At 58.4% G+C, this 18519-nt stretch carries 17 protein-coding genes; 2 read left to right on the forward strand and 15 right to left on the reverse strand.

Translation table 11 applies throughout. The features are described 5' to 3' along the window. Positions 1-408: 408 nt before the first annotated feature. The 3 genes from AC3WOY_RS25860 to AC3WOY_RS25870 are packed head-to-tail and all read right to left on the reverse strand — an operon-like array spanning position 409 to position 4082. Positions 409-1419: an XdhC family protein gene (locus tag AC3WOY_RS25860; protein ID WP_492429086.1), complete on the reverse strand. Its 1011-nt coding sequence runs from the start codon at positions 1417-1419 to the stop codon at positions 409-411. A gap of 9 nt (positions 1420-1428) precedes the next feature. Next, on the reverse strand, positions 1429-3612 hold the full coding sequence (locus AC3WOY_RS25865; RefSeq protein ID WP_492429088.1) for a xanthine dehydrogenase family protein molybdopterin-binding subunit: 2184 nt from the start codon (positions 3610-3612) through the stop codon (positions 1429-1431). Between the two features lie 11 nt (positions 3613-3623). Beyond that, entirely contained in the window at positions 3624-4082 is a 459-nt protein-coding gene (locus AC3WOY_RS25870; RefSeq protein WP_492429089.1) for a (2Fe-2S)-binding protein, read from the reverse strand. Between the two features lie 160 nt (positions 4083-4242). Between AC3WOY_RS25870 and AC3WOY_RS25875 the strand changes: the two genes are divergently transcribed. Then, entirely contained in the window at positions 4243-5217 is a 975-nt protein-coding gene (locus AC3WOY_RS25875; RefSeq protein WP_492429090.1) for an AraC family transcriptional regulator, read from the forward strand. A gap of 53 nt (positions 5218-5270) precedes the next feature. Here AC3WOY_RS25875 and AC3WOY_RS25880 read toward each other — a convergent pair whose 3' ends face one another. The 12 genes from AC3WOY_RS25880 to AC3WOY_RS25935 all read right to left on the reverse strand — a co-directional run bounded on the left by AC3WOY_RS25880 (position 5271) and on the right by AC3WOY_RS25935 (position 18233). Next, positions 5271-6266 (reverse strand): oxidoreductase, encoded by a 996-nt coding sequence (locus tag AC3WOY_RS25880; protein ID WP_492429091.1) that lies wholly within the window; start codon positions 6264-6266, stop codon positions 5271-5273. A 176-nt stretch (positions 6267-6442) separates the two neighbouring features. Continuing rightward, positions 6443-6631, reverse strand: a complete 189-nt coding sequence (locus tag AC3WOY_RS25885; RefSeq protein WP_492429406.1) for a recombinase family protein — start codon at positions 6629-6631, stop codon at positions 6443-6445. Between the two features lie 83 nt (positions 6632-6714). Further along, on the reverse strand, positions 6715-9687 hold the full coding sequence (locus AC3WOY_RS25890) for a Tn3 family transposase (RefSeq protein ID WP_492429093.1): 2973 nt from the start codon (positions 9685-9687) through the stop codon (positions 6715-6717). Between the two features lie 229 nt (positions 9688-9916). After that, positions 9917-10792 carry a class I SAM-dependent methyltransferase gene (locus tag AC3WOY_RS25895; RefSeq protein ID WP_492429095.1) on the reverse strand — a complete coding sequence of 292 codons (876 nt, stop codon included), beginning with the start codon at positions 10790-10792 and terminating at the stop codon, positions 9917-9919. Between the two features lie 112 nt (positions 10793-10904). Continuing rightward, positions 10905-11216 carry a sensor histidine kinase gene (locus tag AC3WOY_RS25900; protein ID WP_492429097.1) on the reverse strand — a complete coding sequence of 104 codons (312 nt, stop codon included), beginning with the start codon at positions 11214-11216 and terminating at the stop codon, positions 10905-10907. Positions 11217-11261: 45 nt separating this feature from the next. Then, the gene (locus AC3WOY_RS25905; RefSeq protein ID WP_492420098.1) at positions 11262-12620 is read right to left on the reverse strand and encodes a bifunctional DedA family/phosphatase PAP2 family protein; all 1359 of its coding nucleotides are present in this window, start codon (positions 12618-12620) and stop codon (positions 11262-11264) included. A 27-nt stretch (positions 12621-12647) separates the two neighbouring features. Beyond that, a complete protein-coding gene (locus AC3WOY_RS25910) occupies positions 12648-13043 on the reverse strand; it encodes a YkvA family protein (protein WP_492429109.1) in 396 nt (131 codons plus the stop codon). 232 nt (positions 13044-13275) lie between these two features. Then, a complete protein-coding gene (locus AC3WOY_RS25915; protein ID WP_492420100.1) occupies positions 13276-14859 on the reverse strand; it encodes an ArnT family glycosyltransferase in 1584 nt (527 codons plus the stop codon). Continuing rightward, on the reverse strand, positions 14856-15878 hold the full coding sequence (locus AC3WOY_RS25920; RefSeq protein WP_492429099.1) for a glycosyltransferase family 2 protein: 1023 nt from the start codon (positions 15876-15878) through the stop codon (positions 14856-14858). Before AC3WOY_RS25920 ends, AC3WOY_RS25915 begins: the two co-directional genes overlap by 4 nt. Then, positions 15875-16237, reverse strand: a complete 363-nt coding sequence (locus AC3WOY_RS25925; protein WP_492420102.1) for a GtrA family protein — start codon at positions 16235-16237, stop codon at positions 15875-15877. The genes AC3WOY_RS25920 and AC3WOY_RS25925 overlap by 4 nt, the downstream gene beginning before the upstream one ends. An 84-nt stretch (positions 16238-16321) precedes the next feature. Beyond that, positions 16322-17560 carry a sensor histidine kinase gene (locus tag AC3WOY_RS25930; RefSeq protein WP_492420103.1) on the reverse strand — a complete coding sequence of 413 codons (1239 nt, stop codon included), beginning with the start codon at positions 17558-17560 and terminating at the stop codon, positions 16322-16324. Then, a complete protein-coding gene (locus AC3WOY_RS25935) occupies positions 17550-18233 on the reverse strand; it encodes a response regulator transcription factor (RefSeq protein ID WP_492420105.1) in 684 nt (227 codons plus the stop codon). Before AC3WOY_RS25935 ends, AC3WOY_RS25930 begins: the two co-directional genes overlap by 11 nt. Before the next feature lie 11 nt (positions 18234-18244). Here AC3WOY_RS25935 and AC3WOY_RS25940 point away from each other — a divergent pair, with 11 nt between their 5' ends. Next, the gene (locus AC3WOY_RS25940) at positions 18245-18412 is read left to right on the forward strand and encodes a hypothetical protein (protein ID WP_492420107.1); all 168 of its coding nucleotides are present in this window, start codon (positions 18245-18247) and stop codon (positions 18410-18412) included. Positions 18413-18519: the final 107 nt, after the last annotated feature.

The raw sequence follows: 18519 nt of genomic DNA on the forward strand, positions 1-18519 counted from the left end.
CTCCTTTCGCGCCCGGCATGCAAGCGGATGACAACAAGCCTCGCTCAATGTTGATCCTGTTCTTGCATGCAAAAAAATAAAAGCCCGATACGCGAAGTATCGGGCTCTGCTTCACGCTTCGCGTAAAGTCGGAATTCACGGGGCCGACAATAATCAACATTGCGGCTCTTCGTAATCATGCGTCATCAGGTTGTTCCTCAGCATGATCTCTGCCCTTCGTCAGGGGCCATCAGCTTTCACCGAATCGGCATTTGCCGACTCAACTACTTATTGACTTACTATCATTCTAGTCATCTGTCCCGGACTTCCAAGAGTCTCTTTGCCTTTATTTTTGATGTTATGTTCCGACGCTTGCGCCCGGCCGTTGCGTCGAAGATTGCATTGCGAAAAACCGCGTGCTGACATTGACTACACTTCAACAATGGCTTTCGCTTCCTGCACTTCCATACCGGCCACACTGCGGGAAACGCCGTTCTTCGTTGCAATCAATTCCGCGAGAATCGACAACGCGATTTCCGGCGGTGTCTTGCTGCCAATGTAAAGTCCTGCGGGCCCATGCAGGCGGTTGACCTCTTCCTCGGTCATGTCGAAGTGCTGCATGAGCCGTTCGCGGCGCTTGCGGTTGTTGCTGCGGGAACCGATGGCCCCGACGTAAAAGGCCGGAGAACGGAGTGCCTCCATCAACGCCAGGTCGTCCAGCTTGGGATCGTGCGTAAGCGCAATGACAGCCGTCGAGCGGTTCGGTTGCATCGCACGCACGACGTCGTCAGGCATGTCATGCACCACCCTTACCCCCGGCACTTCCCACGATCTAGTGTATTCCTCGCGCGGATCGCAAACGGTGATGTCGAAGCCCAGCCCAAGCGCCACATCGCAAAGATAAGCACTGAGCTGGCCGGCGCCGATGACGAGCAGACGGTATCGCGGGCCGAAGACCATGCGCAGCCTCTCCCCATCGAAGGCCACCGGATCGGCGCGGGCAACCGTGCCAAGGTTGACGCGGCCTGAGGAAAGATACAGATCACGGCGCACCAGATCTCGACCTTGTAACGCATCGAGCAACTCGTCGAGCCTCGTGCCGGGTCCCACGCGTTCGATGACCAGTTCCAGGGTTCCGCCGCAAGGCAGGCCAAACCGGTGGGCTGTCTCCGCATCGACGCCGTACCGAACCGAGAATGCCAGGCGGCTGCCGAACAGTTCATCGAGTCCGCCCGCGCGCACGCTGGCGATCAAATCATCCTCGATGCATCCTCCCGAAACCGATCCGGCGACTTGTCCGTCGGCGCGCAGGGCCATCAGCGAGCCCGGAGGCCGGGGGGAAGAGCCCCACGTCCTCGCCACCGTGACCAGCGCGGCGTCATGCCCGGCTTCGGCCCAGGCATGCGCCTGCTTCAGTACCGCGATATCGGCCGCGTCCATCTTTGCCCGTCAAGCCTTCAATTCGTCGGCGCTGATCGGCAGGCGGCGGACGCGTTTGCCGGTCGCCGCGGCGATCGCATTCGCGACCGCCGGCGCCACGGGCGGCACACCCGGCTCGCCGATGCCTGTCGGCTTCTCTGCCGAGGGAACGATGTGCACTTCGACCCTGGGCATCTCGTTGATGCGGATCGGCGCATAGTCGTGGAAGTTCGATTGATCGACGACGCCGTCCTTGAGCGTGATCGCTCCGTGCAGCGCCGCCGACAGCGCGAAGCCCACCGAGCCTTCGACCTGGGACCGCACGTTGTCGGGATTGACGGCGATGCCGCAATCGACCGCGCAGACGATGCGATCGACCTTGACACTGCCATCCGGCTTGACCGTCACTTCCGCCACTTGCGCCACATAGGACCGGAAGGACTCGTGTACCGCCACGCCGCGTCCACGCTTCTCGCCGTTGGCGCCCTGGGCAAGCGGTGTTCCCCAGCCCGCCTTGTCAGCGGCGAGTTTCAGCACGCCCGCGTGGCGCGGATGGCGATCGAGCAGCGCCAGGCGGAATGCCACCGGATCCTGGCCCGCTGCAGCGGCGACTTCATCGAGAAAGGTCTCTGTCGAATACGCCGTATGCGTCGATCCGACGGAGCGCCACCACAGCACCGGTACGCCGATATCATTGGGCGTATGCAGGTCGACCAGCATATTGGGAATGGCATACGGCAGGTTGGCCGCGCCCTCGACCGAAACGCGGTCGACGCCGTTCTGGACCATCGCGGCGAACGGCGAATTCGCCAGGATCGATTGCCCGACCAGCCGATGGCGCCAGCCTGTCAGCTTACCCTGCGCATCGAGGGCTGCTTCGAGCGCATGATGGAATGCGGGCCGGTAATAGCCTGCCTTCATGTCGTCTTCGCGCAGCCACACCAGCTTGACCGGCGCCCTGCCCTTGATGGCCTTGGCGATGCTCACCGCTTCAAGGATATAGTCCGAATCCTTGCTCGCGCGCCGGCCGAAGCTGCCGCCGGCGTAGAGCATGTTCACCTTCACCTGTTCGGGTTTGAGGCCGAGCAGCGCGGCAACTTTCATCTGGTCGACGGTCTGCATCTGCTCGCCGTTCCAGATTTCGCAGCCATCCTTCTTCAGGTGCACGACGCAATTCATCGGCTCCATGGCCGCGTGCGCGAGATAAGGGAAGTCGTAGGTTGCGCGCAGCACGCGTGCCGGCGATGCGAATGCGGCATCTGGATTGCCTTGCTTGTGTGCGACCACGCCGGGCGATTTGGCGAGCTCGCGGTAGCGCGCAAAGATTTCGTCGGTGCCGAGCTTGAAAGCGGCCGATTCGTCCCACTCCACCTTCAACGCATCGCGGCCCTTTTTCGCACTCCAGGTATCCTTTGCCAGCACGGCCACACCGGCCGGAATGGAGACGACATCGACGACACCTTTCACAGCCTTCGCCCGTGTCGCATTGACAGTTTTTACCTTGGCGCCGAAACGCGGCGGGTGGGCGACGACGGCGGTCAGCATGCCTGGCAGATGCACGTCCTGGGTAAAGCGGGCCTGGCCGTTGATCTTGGCGGCCGTATCTTTGCGCGGCACGCGTTTGCCGATGAGATTGAAGTCCTCGGGATCCTTGAGCTTGACCCCGGCCGGAACCGGTTGCTGTGCCGCAGCTTGCGCCAGCTCGCCGAAGCTCGCCTTGCGCTTCGAACGCGCATGCGTGACGATGCCCTCGCTCACGCTGATCTCTTCTGCCGGCACCTTCCACTGCTGGGCAGCCGCGGCGACCAGCATGGCACGCGCCGACGCGCCGGCCTGGCGCAGTTGCTCCCACGAGTTCGCGATCGCCGTGCTGCCGCCGGTGCCCTGTGCCGTCCCCCACAGCAGGTTGTTGTAGCGCCTGGCATCAGCCGGCGCTCCTTCCACGCGTACCTGCGGCCAGGCGGCGTCCAGTTCCTCCGCCACGATGGTGGCAAGCCCGGTATATGTGCCCTGGCCCATCTCCAGATGCTTGGAAATCACGGTCACAGTGTTGTCGGGGCCGATACGCAGGAAAGCGTTCGGCTCGAAGGGCTGCGCGCCTGAGGCTGCCGGTGCGCTCGATGCGCTTGGCAGGTAGACGGCAAGCGTCAGTCCCGCAGCGCCCTGGAGGAAGCGGCGGCGGCTTTCATTCTCGATGCGAGTCGTGTTCGTCATTGCTGCCTCCTTCAAGCGAGCGATTTCGCCGCTTCATGAATGGCGGCTCGGATGCGTACATAGGTGGCGCAACGGCAGATGTTGCCGGCCATGGCGGTGTCGATATCGGCATCGGAAGGTTTGCGGTTCCTTTCCAGCAGGGCCACGGCGCTCATGATCTGGCCCGACTGGCAGTAGCCGCATTGCACGACGTCAAGGCGCTGCCAGGCTTCCTGCACCGCCTTGGCGACGTGCGCGCGGGCCGCACCTTCAATAGTGACGATTTTCTTTCCTGCGGCGGCGGACACCGGCGTGCTGCACGAGCGCACCGGCTCGCCTTCCAGGTGCACCGTGCAAGCGCCGCACAGTCCCATGCCGCAGCCATATTTCGTGCCGGTCATTTGCAGCGTATCGCGCAACACCCAAAGAAGCGGTGTATCGGGGTCGGCATCGACGCGGGTCGCCTTGCCGTTGATTTCGAGTGTGATCATCGGTGCCTCCAGGGGCGGAAGAATGGATGAATTGCATTCTCCTTGCCCGCGCACTTCTTTCGTTAGCACGATACGATGAGTTTATTGCCTAATCCTCCGAGGTCGACGACAGGCGGATAAATGTGACTTACCATCGAACAGGATAAAATCAGGAGTTTCCATGGAACTGCACGCCGTCATGCCTCGTCAGGGAATCGAAGAGATCGAAGTGCTGCGCCGACCGCTCGCCGAGACTGTGGCTCGCTGGACGGACGGTCTCAATCAACTCAGCACAACCATCCCGAACCTGACGTTCTATCGACGCGACGAGCCGACCCAGCCGGCCAGTTGCATGGTGGAACCGAGCGTCGCACTCGTTGTCCAGGGCGCCAAGCGGGCCCTCCTTGGCGACAATGTTTATCTCTATGACATCAAACGTTTCCTGATCACTTCGCTCGACCTGCCGGCCATGATGCAGGTCTTCGAAGCTAGCCGCGACAGGCCCTACCTTGGCCTGGTGTTGAAACTCGACCTGCATGTCGTGGCAGAGCTGATGTTGCAAAGCAGGATGGCGCCGCCGCCCGAGCATGTATCCGACCGCGGCATGGTACTTGGCGAGACCACACCGCATCTGCTCCAGGCATTCACGCGCTTGCTGGACTTGCTCGACGAACCCGCATCGATTCCAGTGCTCTCCCCGCTCATCCAGCGCGAAATCTGTTATCGCCTGCTGACGAGCGACCAGGGCGCGCGTCTGTGGCAGATCGCTTCCGTTGGCAGTCAAAGCCACCGGATAGCCAAGGCGATCGACTGGCTGAAATCGCACTATGCCCATCCGTTGCGCATCGAGGAACTCGCAGCCGATGTGCAGATGAGTACATCGAGCTTCCACCATCACTTCCGCTTGCTTACCGCGATGAGTCCGTTGCAATTCCAGAAATGGTTGCGCCTGAACGAGGCGCGGCGGCTGATGCTCATGGAGCGTGTGGATGCATCGACCGCCGCCTTCCACGTCGGCTACGAGAGTCCTTCGCAATTCAGCCGCGAGTACAGCCGGCTGTTCGGCGCCCCTCCGCGGCGCGACATCGAGAACCTGCTGCGCCTGTCTGAAACGCCGGTCGAAACGATGCCGTCCCGCGCCGCTGCAGTTTCCTGACGGCCGGGATGTCTTGTTTATGGCTCCCGGACAAGTTGAGAAACACGGAGTGCTTACGCACCTATACGCACGACAGTCCGGCCCTTGACGCGGCCTGAAATAAAGTCGTCGAAGCAACCGGGCAGTTCGTCGAAGTCAACGACGCGCGTCACGGCATCGAGATGGCGCGGCTTGAGGTCGGATGCGAGGCGCTCCCATACCCGCTGCCGTGTTGGAAATCCCATGTAGCCGGAATCAACGCCGAGCAGGCTGACACCGCGCAGGATAAACGGGAACACGGTCGTGTCGAGCTTTGCACTGGCGGCGTTGCCGATACTGGCGACAGTGCCCGCCTGCTTCATCGTCGCCAGTATCCAGTGGAGGATCGGCCCGCCGACGTTGTCGACTGCGCCTGCCCAGAGTCCTGCCTCAAGGGGGCGGACCTTGTCGAAATCGATTGTGGAAGTGAGCTTGATTTCATTCGCGCCGAGCATATGCAGATAGTCAGACTCGGTCGCCTTGCTTGTCAGCGCGACGACGTGATATCCGAGCCGCGCCAGCATGTCGATCGCAAGGCCGCCGACTCCCCCCGTGGCGCCGCTGACGACAACCGGCCCGTTGGCAGGGGCAAGACCGTTATCCTCCATGCGAACGATGCCCAGGGCGGCGGTAAAACCGGCGGTGCCGAGCGCCATGGATTCCTTCAGGTCGAGTCCCTCCGGTAACGGAACAACCCACTTCCCCGGCACGCGTGCGTATTCAGCGTAGCCGCCGTGGTGCGAAACCCCAATGTCGAAACTCGTCGCGATCACTTTTTGGCCGGGGGTGAAACGCGGGTCGGTGCTCTCCGCAACCTCCCCCGCCATGTCGATGCCGCCTGCGCAAGGGAAGCGACGGATGATCTTGCCTTTGCCCGTTGCCGCGAGCGCATCCTTGTAGTTGATGCTCGAGTAGTGGACCCGGATCAGCACTTCGCCGGCATCCAGTTGCTCCGGCGAAAGCGTAGACAGGCGTCCGCCGACTTGTCCGTCGGCCGACTGCTCGATGAGGTAAGCTTTGAAAAAAGGCATGCATATCTCCTGGTAGACCCGTTTATGGCTGGAAAACAGTGGATCAGCGATCCAACTTTCTGCTGATCCGTGTAGTTTATCGCTACTTCTCGGCCTGGATGGTGGGGCGTGGCTTCAGGCCAATGCCAAGGGTCTACGATAACGCACCTGAGACACCGGTTCAGGAGACGATGCCTTTATGACCACCGTTGCAGATACGTCCAGACACTGCTGGCATACCAGCGACCTCCGTAGCGGCCAGTCAAACCCTGCTTGTTCAGGTCTGCAGCGATTGACGCGAATGACTCCCCCTTGGCCCGCCGTGCATTGATATTTTCCAACAAACAAAGCATCGGGCCGGCAGCGCCTGAAGCGCCCTCCTTCATGCGCACGTGGTCATCATGAAGCCGGGAATGAGGATCGGCCGGGATTAATGTTTTTTTCGCCAAAGTTAAGTTAACTCGATGATTTATAAGGTGAAATCGAGTTTGTAGTTGATCGGCTCAACTCGCCGATCCAGGTCCAGCGGATATTCACCGAATCGGTTGATGTGCTCTCTCCGGTACGGTGCCGTGCCGCGCAGGAGATCCTCGGTCAGCGGGAAACCTTTGGCCTGCAGTCCCTTCAACACACGCGTCATGCCCTGCACGTTATGCAGGATCACCATGTTGGCGACCAACTGGTTGTACTTCACCACCTTGCGCTGCTCGTGCCGGATGTTTTCGGCGATGATGCCATCTCCGCCGAAGAACAGCCATTTGACGAAATCGTTGAACTCCTCGCTCTTGTTCGTCGCAGCGTTGATCGTCCGGCGCAATTCTGCGTCGCTGATGTACTTCAGCAAGAACTGGGTGCGCACCGCCCTGCCCAACTCGCGGAAGGCGTAGTACAGCTTGTTCTTGCGACTCGCCGTGCCGAGCCGGCGCAGGATTGTCGACGGCGCGATCTTGCCGGCCTTGATCGAGATCACGACTCGCAGCATGTCCTTCAGGTGCAAGGCGATCAAGTCCCAATCGATGGCGCCGCGAAACAGGCTGTTGATGTGCTCCAGCTCATCGTCGCGGCCGGCGCGGTAGAACTTCAGATCCTTGATGTTGCGGATACGCGGCATCAGGTTGATGCCCAGTAGGTAGGCCAGGCCGAACACCGGCGTACTCTGCGCCTGTGTGTCGCCGTGCAAGGTGTCCGGCTGGATGTCGGACTGGTTGTTGATCAGGCCGTCTAGGATGTAGACCGCCTCGTAGACGCCACAGGGAATGAAGTGGCTGAACAGTGCAATGTACTTGTCCGAGACGTGATAGTAGCCAATGCCGCCGTAACCGCCATAGCGGATGTGGTATTCCGATAAAAGGTTCTGCTCGTACATACTCCACTTGGTGCCGTCGGCCGAGGCACTTTTGCCGGAGCCCCAGTAGCGCGGCAGCGCAAAACGATTGTAGGCGTTGATCACCTTGAAGATCGCCTTGTCGAGCCGCTGCTCGGTCACATGCTTGAGATTGAGCCAGGCGACTTGCTTGCGGCTCAGTCCCTTGACCGATCTGGCCGTTTGTGTCGGTCCGAGATTACAGCCGTAGCAGAACAAGGTCGTGATGAAACGCTTGCGTGGGGCGTCGATTTTGGACTCGAAGCCGGACAGCGGGCCGAACAGACGATGCAGGTCAAGCCAATTTTCCACCTCGGTCAGCACGTCGAGGATGCTGGCCTCGGGAAGCTGGCTGCGGATCGCTTCGTCGACCATTTCCTGTTCCGCGGGCGGCTTCTGCTTTTCCGGACGGCGGATGATCAGGCCCGATTCATCGATATCGACGCCTGAGTTTTCCGGGAAATTACGGTCGACCGCGCGTGCCAGCTCCTTCATCTCGCGTCGCAGCTTGGCAACAAACTCCCTCGGCTCGACCGGCAAGCCGACCATCTCGCTATAGCCTTGCACCTCGCATTCATACTCTTCCCAGCTCACCAAGTGGTTGCGGTAGTCGTCGTAGTCGCCGCTATGTTCAACGAACAGGTCGCCCGACTTCAAGGCGATCATCACTTCGGAGAACACGGCCAGCTCGTAATACTTGCGGTGGTAAGTGGACGGCTCGACGTGCTGGCGGCGTCCAAAGACCAGATCGCGCCACTTGTCTGCCATCCAGTCGTGGTCGGCGACGTCCATGCCGCTCTCGGCAACCGAAATGTGCTCGCGGTGACTGGAACGGTATTTTTGAACCTGCGCGATCGAGCGCAACAGGCTCGTGTCCTGGGAGCTTGAGCGTAGTTCCAATGCCTCCAGGCATTTGAACAGGAGACTGCGCTTGCCCGGGTAGTTGTTGAGCATGAACGGGAAATAGTTGTTCCCGGCGTAGGCCATGTGTTCGTCACAAGCGCCAATCCACCGTTCGGCATCGCCGTCGAGCACAGTCTCAACGCGGGCAACGCGCTGATCGTTGGTTCCCTCTTCGCTAAACACGGTTAGCACATCGCGAAACTGACCGATCAGGCGCTCCACCTGCTGGGCCTGCTGCAGATGATATTGCCGTAAGCGCTCTTCGGCCGCGCTGTGCATGTTGCGCAGGGTCTTGATGAAGATGTCGGCAATATCGTCCATCGCCTTTTGCAACTGGGTCTGGACCAGCAGCACGGCAAGCGTGTAGCGCTTGAGCGGCTTCATCGCCCGCATCTCGGCCAGATCGAGCGCCCGAGCCTCCAAGACCAGTTGCTCGCGCTTGGCGGCGGCAATCTGGCTCGTATCCGGCAAATCCTTCGACAAGATCATCATGTTGTCGATGTGGGACAGGAAATCGGTCACTTCGCGCACATTGGGCTGTTTCGGCTCCCGCTTCAAGCCGTCCCACTGACTGCGGCCGGCCACGGTCCTGAACAGGCCATCCAGGCGGGCAATAACGGCGTTCGGCAATTGCCCCGCAACCGACTTGTAAATGCGTTCGTTGACGGTTGCCCGCGCGTTGATCGACATCCGATACAAGTCGGTGTAACTCGGCAGCTCAAAGCGGCGCTGCACCAGTTCCTCAATGAGCACATTGATGATGTCGGCCAGTTCCTGCTTGGTCTGCGCTGCCTGCAGCGCCTGGCCTTGCAGCCAGGTTTCGTCGGTTGCTGTCAGCTCTCGGATGCCGACAAATTCACGCAAGTATGCGCGGTGCCGGTGTTTGGTGCCGGATTTGTCATAACGGGCCAACGCCGCCTTGGTCGGTACTCTAACCTCGGCGCGGCTGCAAACGTGCTTGACGATCTCCGTCGGTACGCCGGTAAGCGCGACGAAATAACCCAGGCGCTGCAGCAGTTTCAGCTGGACCAGCAAGAAGGTCTGGAGAGTAACTTGGCGGTAGCGCGCTGCAACGAATTTTAACTCCGCCGGCGTCGGGGTATAGATGGCAATGAGTTCCTGCTCGGTGAACTCTTCCTTGAGTCGAGGATATGCGGTTTCGTATGCGCTGCTCATTGCACCTGCTTGCCTGGCGCTTGATGGTCAATTGAATAAGGCGAGAACTTGATGGCCTGCGACTGCGCCGGAGAACGGGTTGGCGCATTTCTGCAAGTGGTCCGTCGACTGGAGCACAGGGCGTAAACGCCAACTCGCCTAAGCGCGCCATCGATGTCTCATTCCGTCCCCATGGCACTTCGACCTTGCCATTCAGCAGCCTTTGTGCGGCGCGCTGAAATCTCCGGGGTTAGTGCGACGACTGCAGCCTCAAGACCGCGTACATATTGTCACTAAAGGGATTTCGATCCAGGACAGTCATTCTCGCCAGTCGAAGCCCGGCCTTATCCGCCATCAACCTCAGCGTTGACGGCGTAAAGTAATTGACATGGTCAGGCCAGCGAAAGCCGCACCACCGACGTCCGCGTAACATGCGGTTCAAACACCCGTAATTCGGGACCTTAACGATGATCGAGCCACCGGGTTTGAGTCGAGCGCCACAGTTCCGTAAAACCGGAAGCGGGTTTGTCTCGTGCTCAAGGTATGAGGCCATGATAATGACATCGAAATAGCGCTCGCCAAAGTGCAAGATCCCTTCCTTCGCCGAAGCATGGACGCAACTTCCGTTCAGGCGCTGCAGCTTTTCGTTTGATATGCGCGACAGTTCCTGGGAAATTTCAACGCCGTGGGGGATGCAACGCTGCTGCAGCGCTGGCGACAATGTCTTGAAGAGCTCCTTCAACAGCGATCCCCATCCGCACCCGACGTCGAGAATGTTGATGCGTTCGCCAGGTATCGTTTGAATCAAACTGCGAACCAATCTTAAGGTTTTGTTTCGCTTCAAGACCCGGCCGCGCAAGCGCTTGAGTGCAGTGCTGAACGCATATCTCAGCGGTTCTGCCTGTCTGCGTGCATTCGACTCCCTCTCGTACGTTACCTCATATGCAAAGTCGACTTCCAGCTCTTCATACGCCGGAGGATTAGCCAGAAACACAAGACCGGTTTCCATGCATTTCTTCAATATCCACGGTGCCGGCGCATACGGAACATCGGCTTCCTCGCCGCGGCGTTCCAGCAGGGGGGATACGCGATAAGCGCCCTGATTTTCCTTCACAGCTTCCCTCATTGTCTACGTCCTCACATTCAGCTCGTTTGTCCGCGAACCATAGCGTGATCGCATCGCGCTTCGACGATAGCCGGCCCGATGTGAAGATTGTGTAAAGATGGCCAGGTAAAAGCTAAGTTAGCGGAAAGGACAGGACAAAACGGCTTCCACCTTCCGTGCGCGTTTCCAAATTGATTTCCCACCTCAAGTGGTCGACAACGCGTTTCACGATAGGCAATCCCAAGCCCGTGCCGGTGTGTTGATCATGATCCCCGCGAACGAAACGCTCGAATAATCGGTTGCGTACCGAATCGGGGATGCCGGCCCCACTGTCTTCGATGACAAGACGACCGCCTGTCAACCGGATATGCACGGCACCGGCGTCCGTATATTGGCAAGCGTTACGAAGCAGGTTACCAACGGCGATACCGGCAAGCTCTGTCAAGGAGGGAGACGTACCTATTCATGCGCCATAAATAATTAAGTGTGTCTATGAACGCCGCTGCATGGTCCTGACGGCAGTAAGGCACAAGGCAAGCCAGGCCACCCCTTCCGCGATTGCTGCGAGCACATCACTCAAATAATGGACGCCCAAATACACCCGGCTAAAGCCAACCAGCATGATCATCGTTATGGCCACGAGCACTGCCAACACCTTCCACTGCCATGTCGTTGCCATGCTGACAATCAGTGCGGCGGCAAATCCATAGAGCACGGTCGCGGCCATGGTATGACCACTAGGAAAACTGTACGTGGTCGGGTTCAGGTCGACATTTCCCAAGGCAGGACGCGCGCGGTGAAACGCGAACTTCAGCAGCACGTTGAGCAGCATCCCGCCAGGCACCGTCAGAGCGAGCGCAAGCAGCCGATGCCAGAGGCGTTTCCATCCTAGATACGCCGCGAGCAGCAAGGCGAGAAGGCCGATCCCTGTAACATCATGGACTCGGCTGACAGACGACATAAATGCAGTCAATGGCGCATTTGAATGCGCATGGAACCACATGGCGACTGCCTGATCGACCTGGGTCAGGGAATCATTTGTGACGACATCTTCGGCGATCCCGCCGAACATCCAAGTGGCGGTAATGAGCACCACCAAGCCTACCGTCAATTGGAGTCCCAAATAGCTGCCCGGCGTCAGTCGTTCCTGCAACCAGACAATTTGCGGGTAAAAACGGCGTCGCAGCGCCTTGACGCGTGGCCCCTGATCTATGCGCGCCCAGCTCCGCTTGATGCCTGCCTCATGGCGTACCAGCCAGCGCCACACCCAGCCAAAAACGATGACGAGCAGCAACGCGCCGCCGAAGATCACGCTCGCGCGCCCCATCCAATGCTCGGCGAAGCGCCAACCCCTGCCCAGAACATATCCCAGCAAGATAAAGCCGACCGACCAGAGCGTGGCACCGAGAGCGTTATAGCAAAGAAAATGACGATAGGGCATGCGGGTGAAACCTGCAACAAAAGGCACTAGCGCACGCGCAAAACCGATGAACCGGCCAAAGAAGACTGCTTTGCCGCCATGGCGCGAAAAGACTTCCTGCGCCCGTTGCAGCCGCGCAGCGCTTATGCCGATGCGGTTGCCATGATGCAGAATCCATGGCCGGCCGAGCTGCCGGCCTAATTCGTAACCGATGTTGTCGCCCAGGATCGCGCCGATCACGGCCATGAACACGACGCCGTCGAGGTCCAGCATCCCTTGTGCCGAGAGAAAGCCGGCCACCAGCACCAAGCTTTCCCCCGGCACGAATACCCCTAGAAAGGCGGCAGACTCCAGGGTCGCCCCCAAGAAGATCACGAGGTAGCTCCACTGGCCCAACCGGCTGACGAGATCGATCAGATAATCAGGCATGATGACTCCTGATCGCATCGAGCCCCATCAGATATGCGGTGCGACGGCAAATGTCCAAACAGCCCAAGTGAGCGCAACCCAAATCCCCACGACTAGGGCCGCGCCCCAATAATTGCGAGGCTTGCGCCCCTCGCGCGCCATCCATGCATCCCCTTGTTCCCGGCATTCCTGCAGCACACCAGGAGGTACCAACTTGACCGCGATCCAGATAAGACCGGGTAACAATATTGCGTCATCCACATACCCCAAAATTGGAATGAAGTCGGGAATCAAATCAATTGGGCTCAATGCATATGCAACGACAAAAACACACAGCGCCTTGGCAAGCAACGGCGTCGCCGGATGTCTGTACGCGAACCAGAGCGTGATCGCATCGCGCTTGATGCGACGGGCCCAAAGGCTGATTTTCTCGAATAACGACATAGCTAAAACTTCTTTTACTGGTTTTTGAATAGTTTGCCGGACCGAGCGATCGTCATATCCGGCACCGACAGACACAAGCACGCATATCGACACAGCCTTTCGTTTCGTCTGCGTAGTATGACAGTTCCCTGATCATCCACTCACTGACTGCTCGGAACCGGGCTTTCGATTGCGCAATCATAGATGATGGCAGGCAAAACGCGAAAACCGACCGGTCTTTCATGGCGCCGCGTCATTCATTTTGCATAGCCGACGCGCCAGAACTCCTCCGGCTGTCAGGTTGAGGCAAAAGCGCCTGGCTTGCAGTTTCTTGGGATGAATCATTCCTGCCGGTTCGTGCCGCGAGCGGTCCTAAATCCGGCTTCTCCTTCAATGCGAGCAGTGCAAACTTCCCGTATTGACCGACAGGCATCAACATACGCCCGGCTGCCTCCGGCAGGTTCTTCATTTGTTCGCTTTCCATGGCGACCATCGCCGGCCCCTCTTCCAAACGCCGCAACAGCAGATCGGGGCGGGCAAGGCGCTCAGCTCTTCCCTGACTATAAAAGGCGGCGGAATACAGACGTCCGCCGCCGATAATAACCAATGGTTCGTCGCCATGACGTCTGGCCTTGTATGCGGCGACCAGTGACTTGGCCGACTTGTACTGATCCCGATCTGCCACGCGCAAATTGATGAGGAATCCTGCGTAGCCGAAACCGGTAATAACCAACCCCAGGGTCAACAGCTTTTCGACCCTTTGTTGCGGTAAACGAGAGAGGCAGGTCGCAATCCATAGCGCCAGAGCTGGCATGCCCGGCAAGACATAGGCCCACAATATATTTCCCGCCAGCGTGAAGAACACGCAGGGCATCAATCCCCAGCACAACAAGTAAATCGGCCACGATCCTTCGTCGCTGCGTCCGTGTCCGACAAGTCTGATATCCCGGTGCCAAACGATCGCCGCCGCTGGCAATAGAAGACTCCATGGCAGCCAATCCGCCAAGGCGAACAACCAGATCGTTCCGCGAGGATATTCATGCGCACTGCCGTACAAATCCCCCGTCCAGCCTGGAGTCACAAACCGATGCCAGTGCTCGCCGATTAAAAAATAGTCGAGAAAGCCAGGCGTACGCAGTTCAGCGGCGATGTACCACGGAAAGACAATGGCGGCAGACAGAGCAGCCCCGCGTACCCAGGGCAACGCGCGCCAGACCGTCAGGAAGCTTTTGGAGGCGAGTGACCATAACGCGATCGGCGCCCCGATCAAAATGAGAGCGACGGGGCCTTTGGCCAACAGTCCCAATCCGAGCCCGACAAATAGCAGCCAGCGTTGACGTGTTTTCTGCTCGGGCGTCCCCTGCAAGCCCAGCCAACATCCACGCATGGCAATGACCGCACTCAACGTTAATGCCATATCGGTCATGACCATGCCGGCCGATAAAAAAAACAGACCCGACCCAGTCAGCAGAACCACCGAGTAAAGTGCCTCACGTTGAGACCGTTGCGCAGCGGTTTTCCATACCAGCCAGACCGTGACTATCCCCATCACCCAATGGGGCAGACGCGCGGCAAATTCATTGACGCCAAACAGTTTAAAGCTCGCCGCAGTCAGCCAGAACGACAAGGGCGGTTTGCCCCAAAACGGCACGCCATAGTCAAACCACGGCGTTATCCAATTACCAAGTTCGACCATCTTGCGGGCAATCTCGGCGTAGCGGGCTTCTGTTGTATCCATCAATGGATACATGCCAAGGGATAACAATCGAAGCAATACGAGCGCCACGAGGCATGACACGACCCATCGATTTTTCAACACTGACAGTGTCTGCGTCATTTGAAGGCCCCAACAACTTCGGCGTGTTGTGGCGCATCCGCGATGGATGAAGGTTGATATTCTTCAAGCAAATAGAGCGGGCGGCGCTTGCTTTCAACAAACAACCGGCCCAGGTACTCGCCGATCACGCCCATGGCCATTAACTGCAAGCCGCCTAAAAACAGGACGGTGACAATTAACGTGGGAAAACCCCTGACAGCATCGCCCAAAAAGAGCGTCTTGAATAAAAAGTACAAGCCGTAAATAAATGCCGCAGCAGCGCAAGCGAATCCAAGGTAAGTCGCCGCTTTCAAGGGTGCGATTGAAAAGCCCGTGATGCCCTCAATGGCAAAGTTCCATAACCGCCAATAACGCCATTTTGTTTGTCCCGCAGCGCGGCCGTCCCGGTCATAGTCGAGGGTGATTTGGGGGTAACCGATCCAGGCGAACATCCCCTTCATGAAGCGATTGCGCTCCGAAAGCAAGTTCAACGCATCAACCGCCCGCCGGCTCAACAAGCGGAAGTCGCCGACATCTTCGGGAATCGGCACTTCGCTCAAGCGATTGATGATGCGGTAAAACGCATGCGCCGTGGCTTTTTTGAGCCATGATTCGCCGCGGCGGTGACGTCTGCGCATGTTCACCATATCGGCGCCGTTCGACCAGGCGGCGAGCATGGCCGGGATCAGCTCCGGAGGATCTTGCAGATCGGCATCAATGATGATGACGGCATCTCCCCGCGCGAGTCGAAGCCCTGCGCTCATCGCTTCTTCCTTACCGAAATTGCGGCTAAAGCGTGCAATGCCGACATGCGGAGTCAGCAGACGCAATTGCTTGAGAATCTGATGAGAGTTATCGGTGCTGCCATCATCAATGTAGACGACTTCCCAACCACCTTGCACACCCGTGAGTGCGTTCACCAGGCGACGATGGAATACTGGCAATACTTCTTCTTCATTGAATACCGGCACAACAACAGTTAACGTGAGCGGAGGCGGTTCGCCAGCATCAACGCTGTAGAGCGGGGGGGAGGTGTTCATCGAAATGTCCAGACACGGTTGAAGCCATAGGTGAAAAACAAGGCAAGCAAAGTCGCCGCAATCTGGCCTATCATGTAATGCCATGCAAAAAGGGCCGTGCTGGCCCAGACCAGAGCGGCACTCAAACTTGCGCCCATCGCCGCCACCACCAGAAATCGGCTGAGCGCGGACCAGTGCGGGGATGCACTGGAGAAGGTGAATCGCCTGTTTCCCCAATAAGCGACCAAGGCGCCGCAGCCGGAGCCGATCGTTGCGGAATAGGCTGGACGTAAATGCCCGCCTTCCACCAAGAGGAACAGGACGAAATAATGCACGCCGGTCGCAATGCAACCGACCAAGGAATAACGTAGAAATGCCATCACGACCTAATGCAAATCAGACTGCCCAGCGTTCAACGATAGCCGGTCCGGTGTGAAGATCGTGTAAAGATGGCCAGGAAAAAGCTAAGTTAGCGGAAAGGACAGGACAAAACGGCTTCCACCTTCCGTGCGCGTTTCCAAATTGATTTCCCACCTCAAGTGGTCGACAACGCGTTTCACGATAGCCAATCCCAAGCCCGTGCCGGTGTGTTGATCATGATCCCCGCGAACGAAACGCTCGAATAATCGGTTGCGTACCGAATCGGGGATGCCGGCCCCACTGTCTTCGATGACAAGACGACCGCCTGTCAACCGGATATGCACGGCACCGGCGTCCGTATATTGGCAAGCGTTACGAAGCAGGTTCCCAACGGCGATACTGGCGAGCTCCGACCGGGCATAGACCCACACTTCATGCGGTGCGTCAAAGCGACACTTGACAGGCTTGCCGACCAGAAGAGGCTTGTAGCGCGTTAATTCCCGCTCAACCACGGATCTGAGTTCTATTCTGGGTGCATCGAGCGTCTCTGGAGCACGGGACAACAGCAGCAGCGCGCTCACACGCTCGGCCGTGTCGGCCGCGGCACGCCGGATGCGTTCTGCAACCGCCAGCTGCTGCGGCCGGCCATCAAGCTGGAGTTTTAACAGTTCGGCTGCGCCGAGAATAATCGTCAGCGGTGTGCGTAGTTCGTGGCTGACATCGCCGGTGAAAAGCCGCTCACGGTTCAAGAAGCGTTGTAACTCATCGGTGCGAGTCGCAAAAGCACGGGCGAGGACACCCATTTCGTCTTCCGATTCAAGTGATGGAAGTGTACCTGGGGGGACGTTGTGGTTGATCGCCTGCGCTAACGCGGTAACTGGCGCAATCACGCGTCTGGCGGTTGCAAGGCCAAGAAAAATGGCGAGCGCCAGACTGGCGACAAAGCCTGTACCCAACGCAATATGAATGAGTTCCTCCACATGCTCAAACTCACTCTGGTCATCCACTACGACAAAGCGCCGCCCCGCATCTACCAGAACAAACGCATGCAGTTCCTCTACATCGAAGAAGAAATCATGAAACCCTGCTTCTAATTGCCGCAAACGCGGGGGGATTGCATCATCGACATAAAACCTAATCCCGGGAGGGGTATCAAGGGGCTCGCCTCGCAGATGTCGACTGATCAATTGCGTGGAGAGCGATTGAAGGCGTTTATCGACGAGATATTGTTCTGCGACTTCAACGGAAATATAAGCGACGCCGGAGAAAAAAATGCCGAGTGTGAGCGCAAGCAATACATACGACCAGGCAATGCGGCTACGCAACGACAACTTATGCTTCATTGCCGTCAACCAATCGGTAACCCACTCCCTGCACCGTTCTCAGCATCGGCACTGGAAAAGGCTTATCCAGCGCCTGGCGCAGAGCGTGCATATGCGAGCGTAGCGCGTCGCTCTCCGGCGGGTCATCGCCCCAGATTGCTTGCTCCAAGGCTTCTCGCGTCAGCACGTGTGGTGCTGCCCGTAACAGCGCAGCCAACAGTTTATAGCCGGTTGGAGTGAGTTCGAGACGGTGGCCGGAACGTGTCGCCTCGACGCGACCGAGGTCGAAACGTAAGTCGCCGAATTCCAGAATGGCGTCGATGTGCTCATTTCTGGCGCGGCGAACCAGCGCCTTCAGCCGGGCATCGAGTTCGATCAGCGAAAATGGTTTCACGAGGTAATCATCCGCCCCGCAATCGAAACCGGTCAATTTATCCTGTATGGTGTCCCTGGCGGTCAGCATGAGTACCGGCGTCGGCCGGCTCCACTCCTTACGCAGCTTCCGGCACAGTTCCAGGCCGTCCAGTCCGGGAAGCATCAGATCCAGGACGATCGCGTCGTAATGGCCCTTGGCCGCATATTCAAGTCCAACGATGCCGTTGCGGGCGCAATCCAGCGTATAGCCGAGCGGTTCAAGAAAACCGTACAGGTTTGCGACGATATCGGGGTTATCTTCAACGAGTAGAACACGCATTATGATGTTTCATGAATTTTGTATTTGCCAATACAGCGCACTGCGATTTTGGTGGAACTATATACGAAAGAACAGATATTCTCGGCGCAAGCATTCTTTCTGATCCAAAAGCAGACTTGCTTGGACGAAAGCACTCCTATGCTGATGGCCTCGAACATACCCGCGTTGACGGCAATTGAGATTCACCGCACGGCCATGACTGAGGGGCGGCCGGGTCTTGGGTTATGCCAAGATGGCCGATGGTCAGGGACGTGGTGGCCCCAGCGTCGAGGGAACTTCGCCACTC

This window comes from Noviherbaspirillum sp. FW303-A3, from assembly GCF_058788695.1.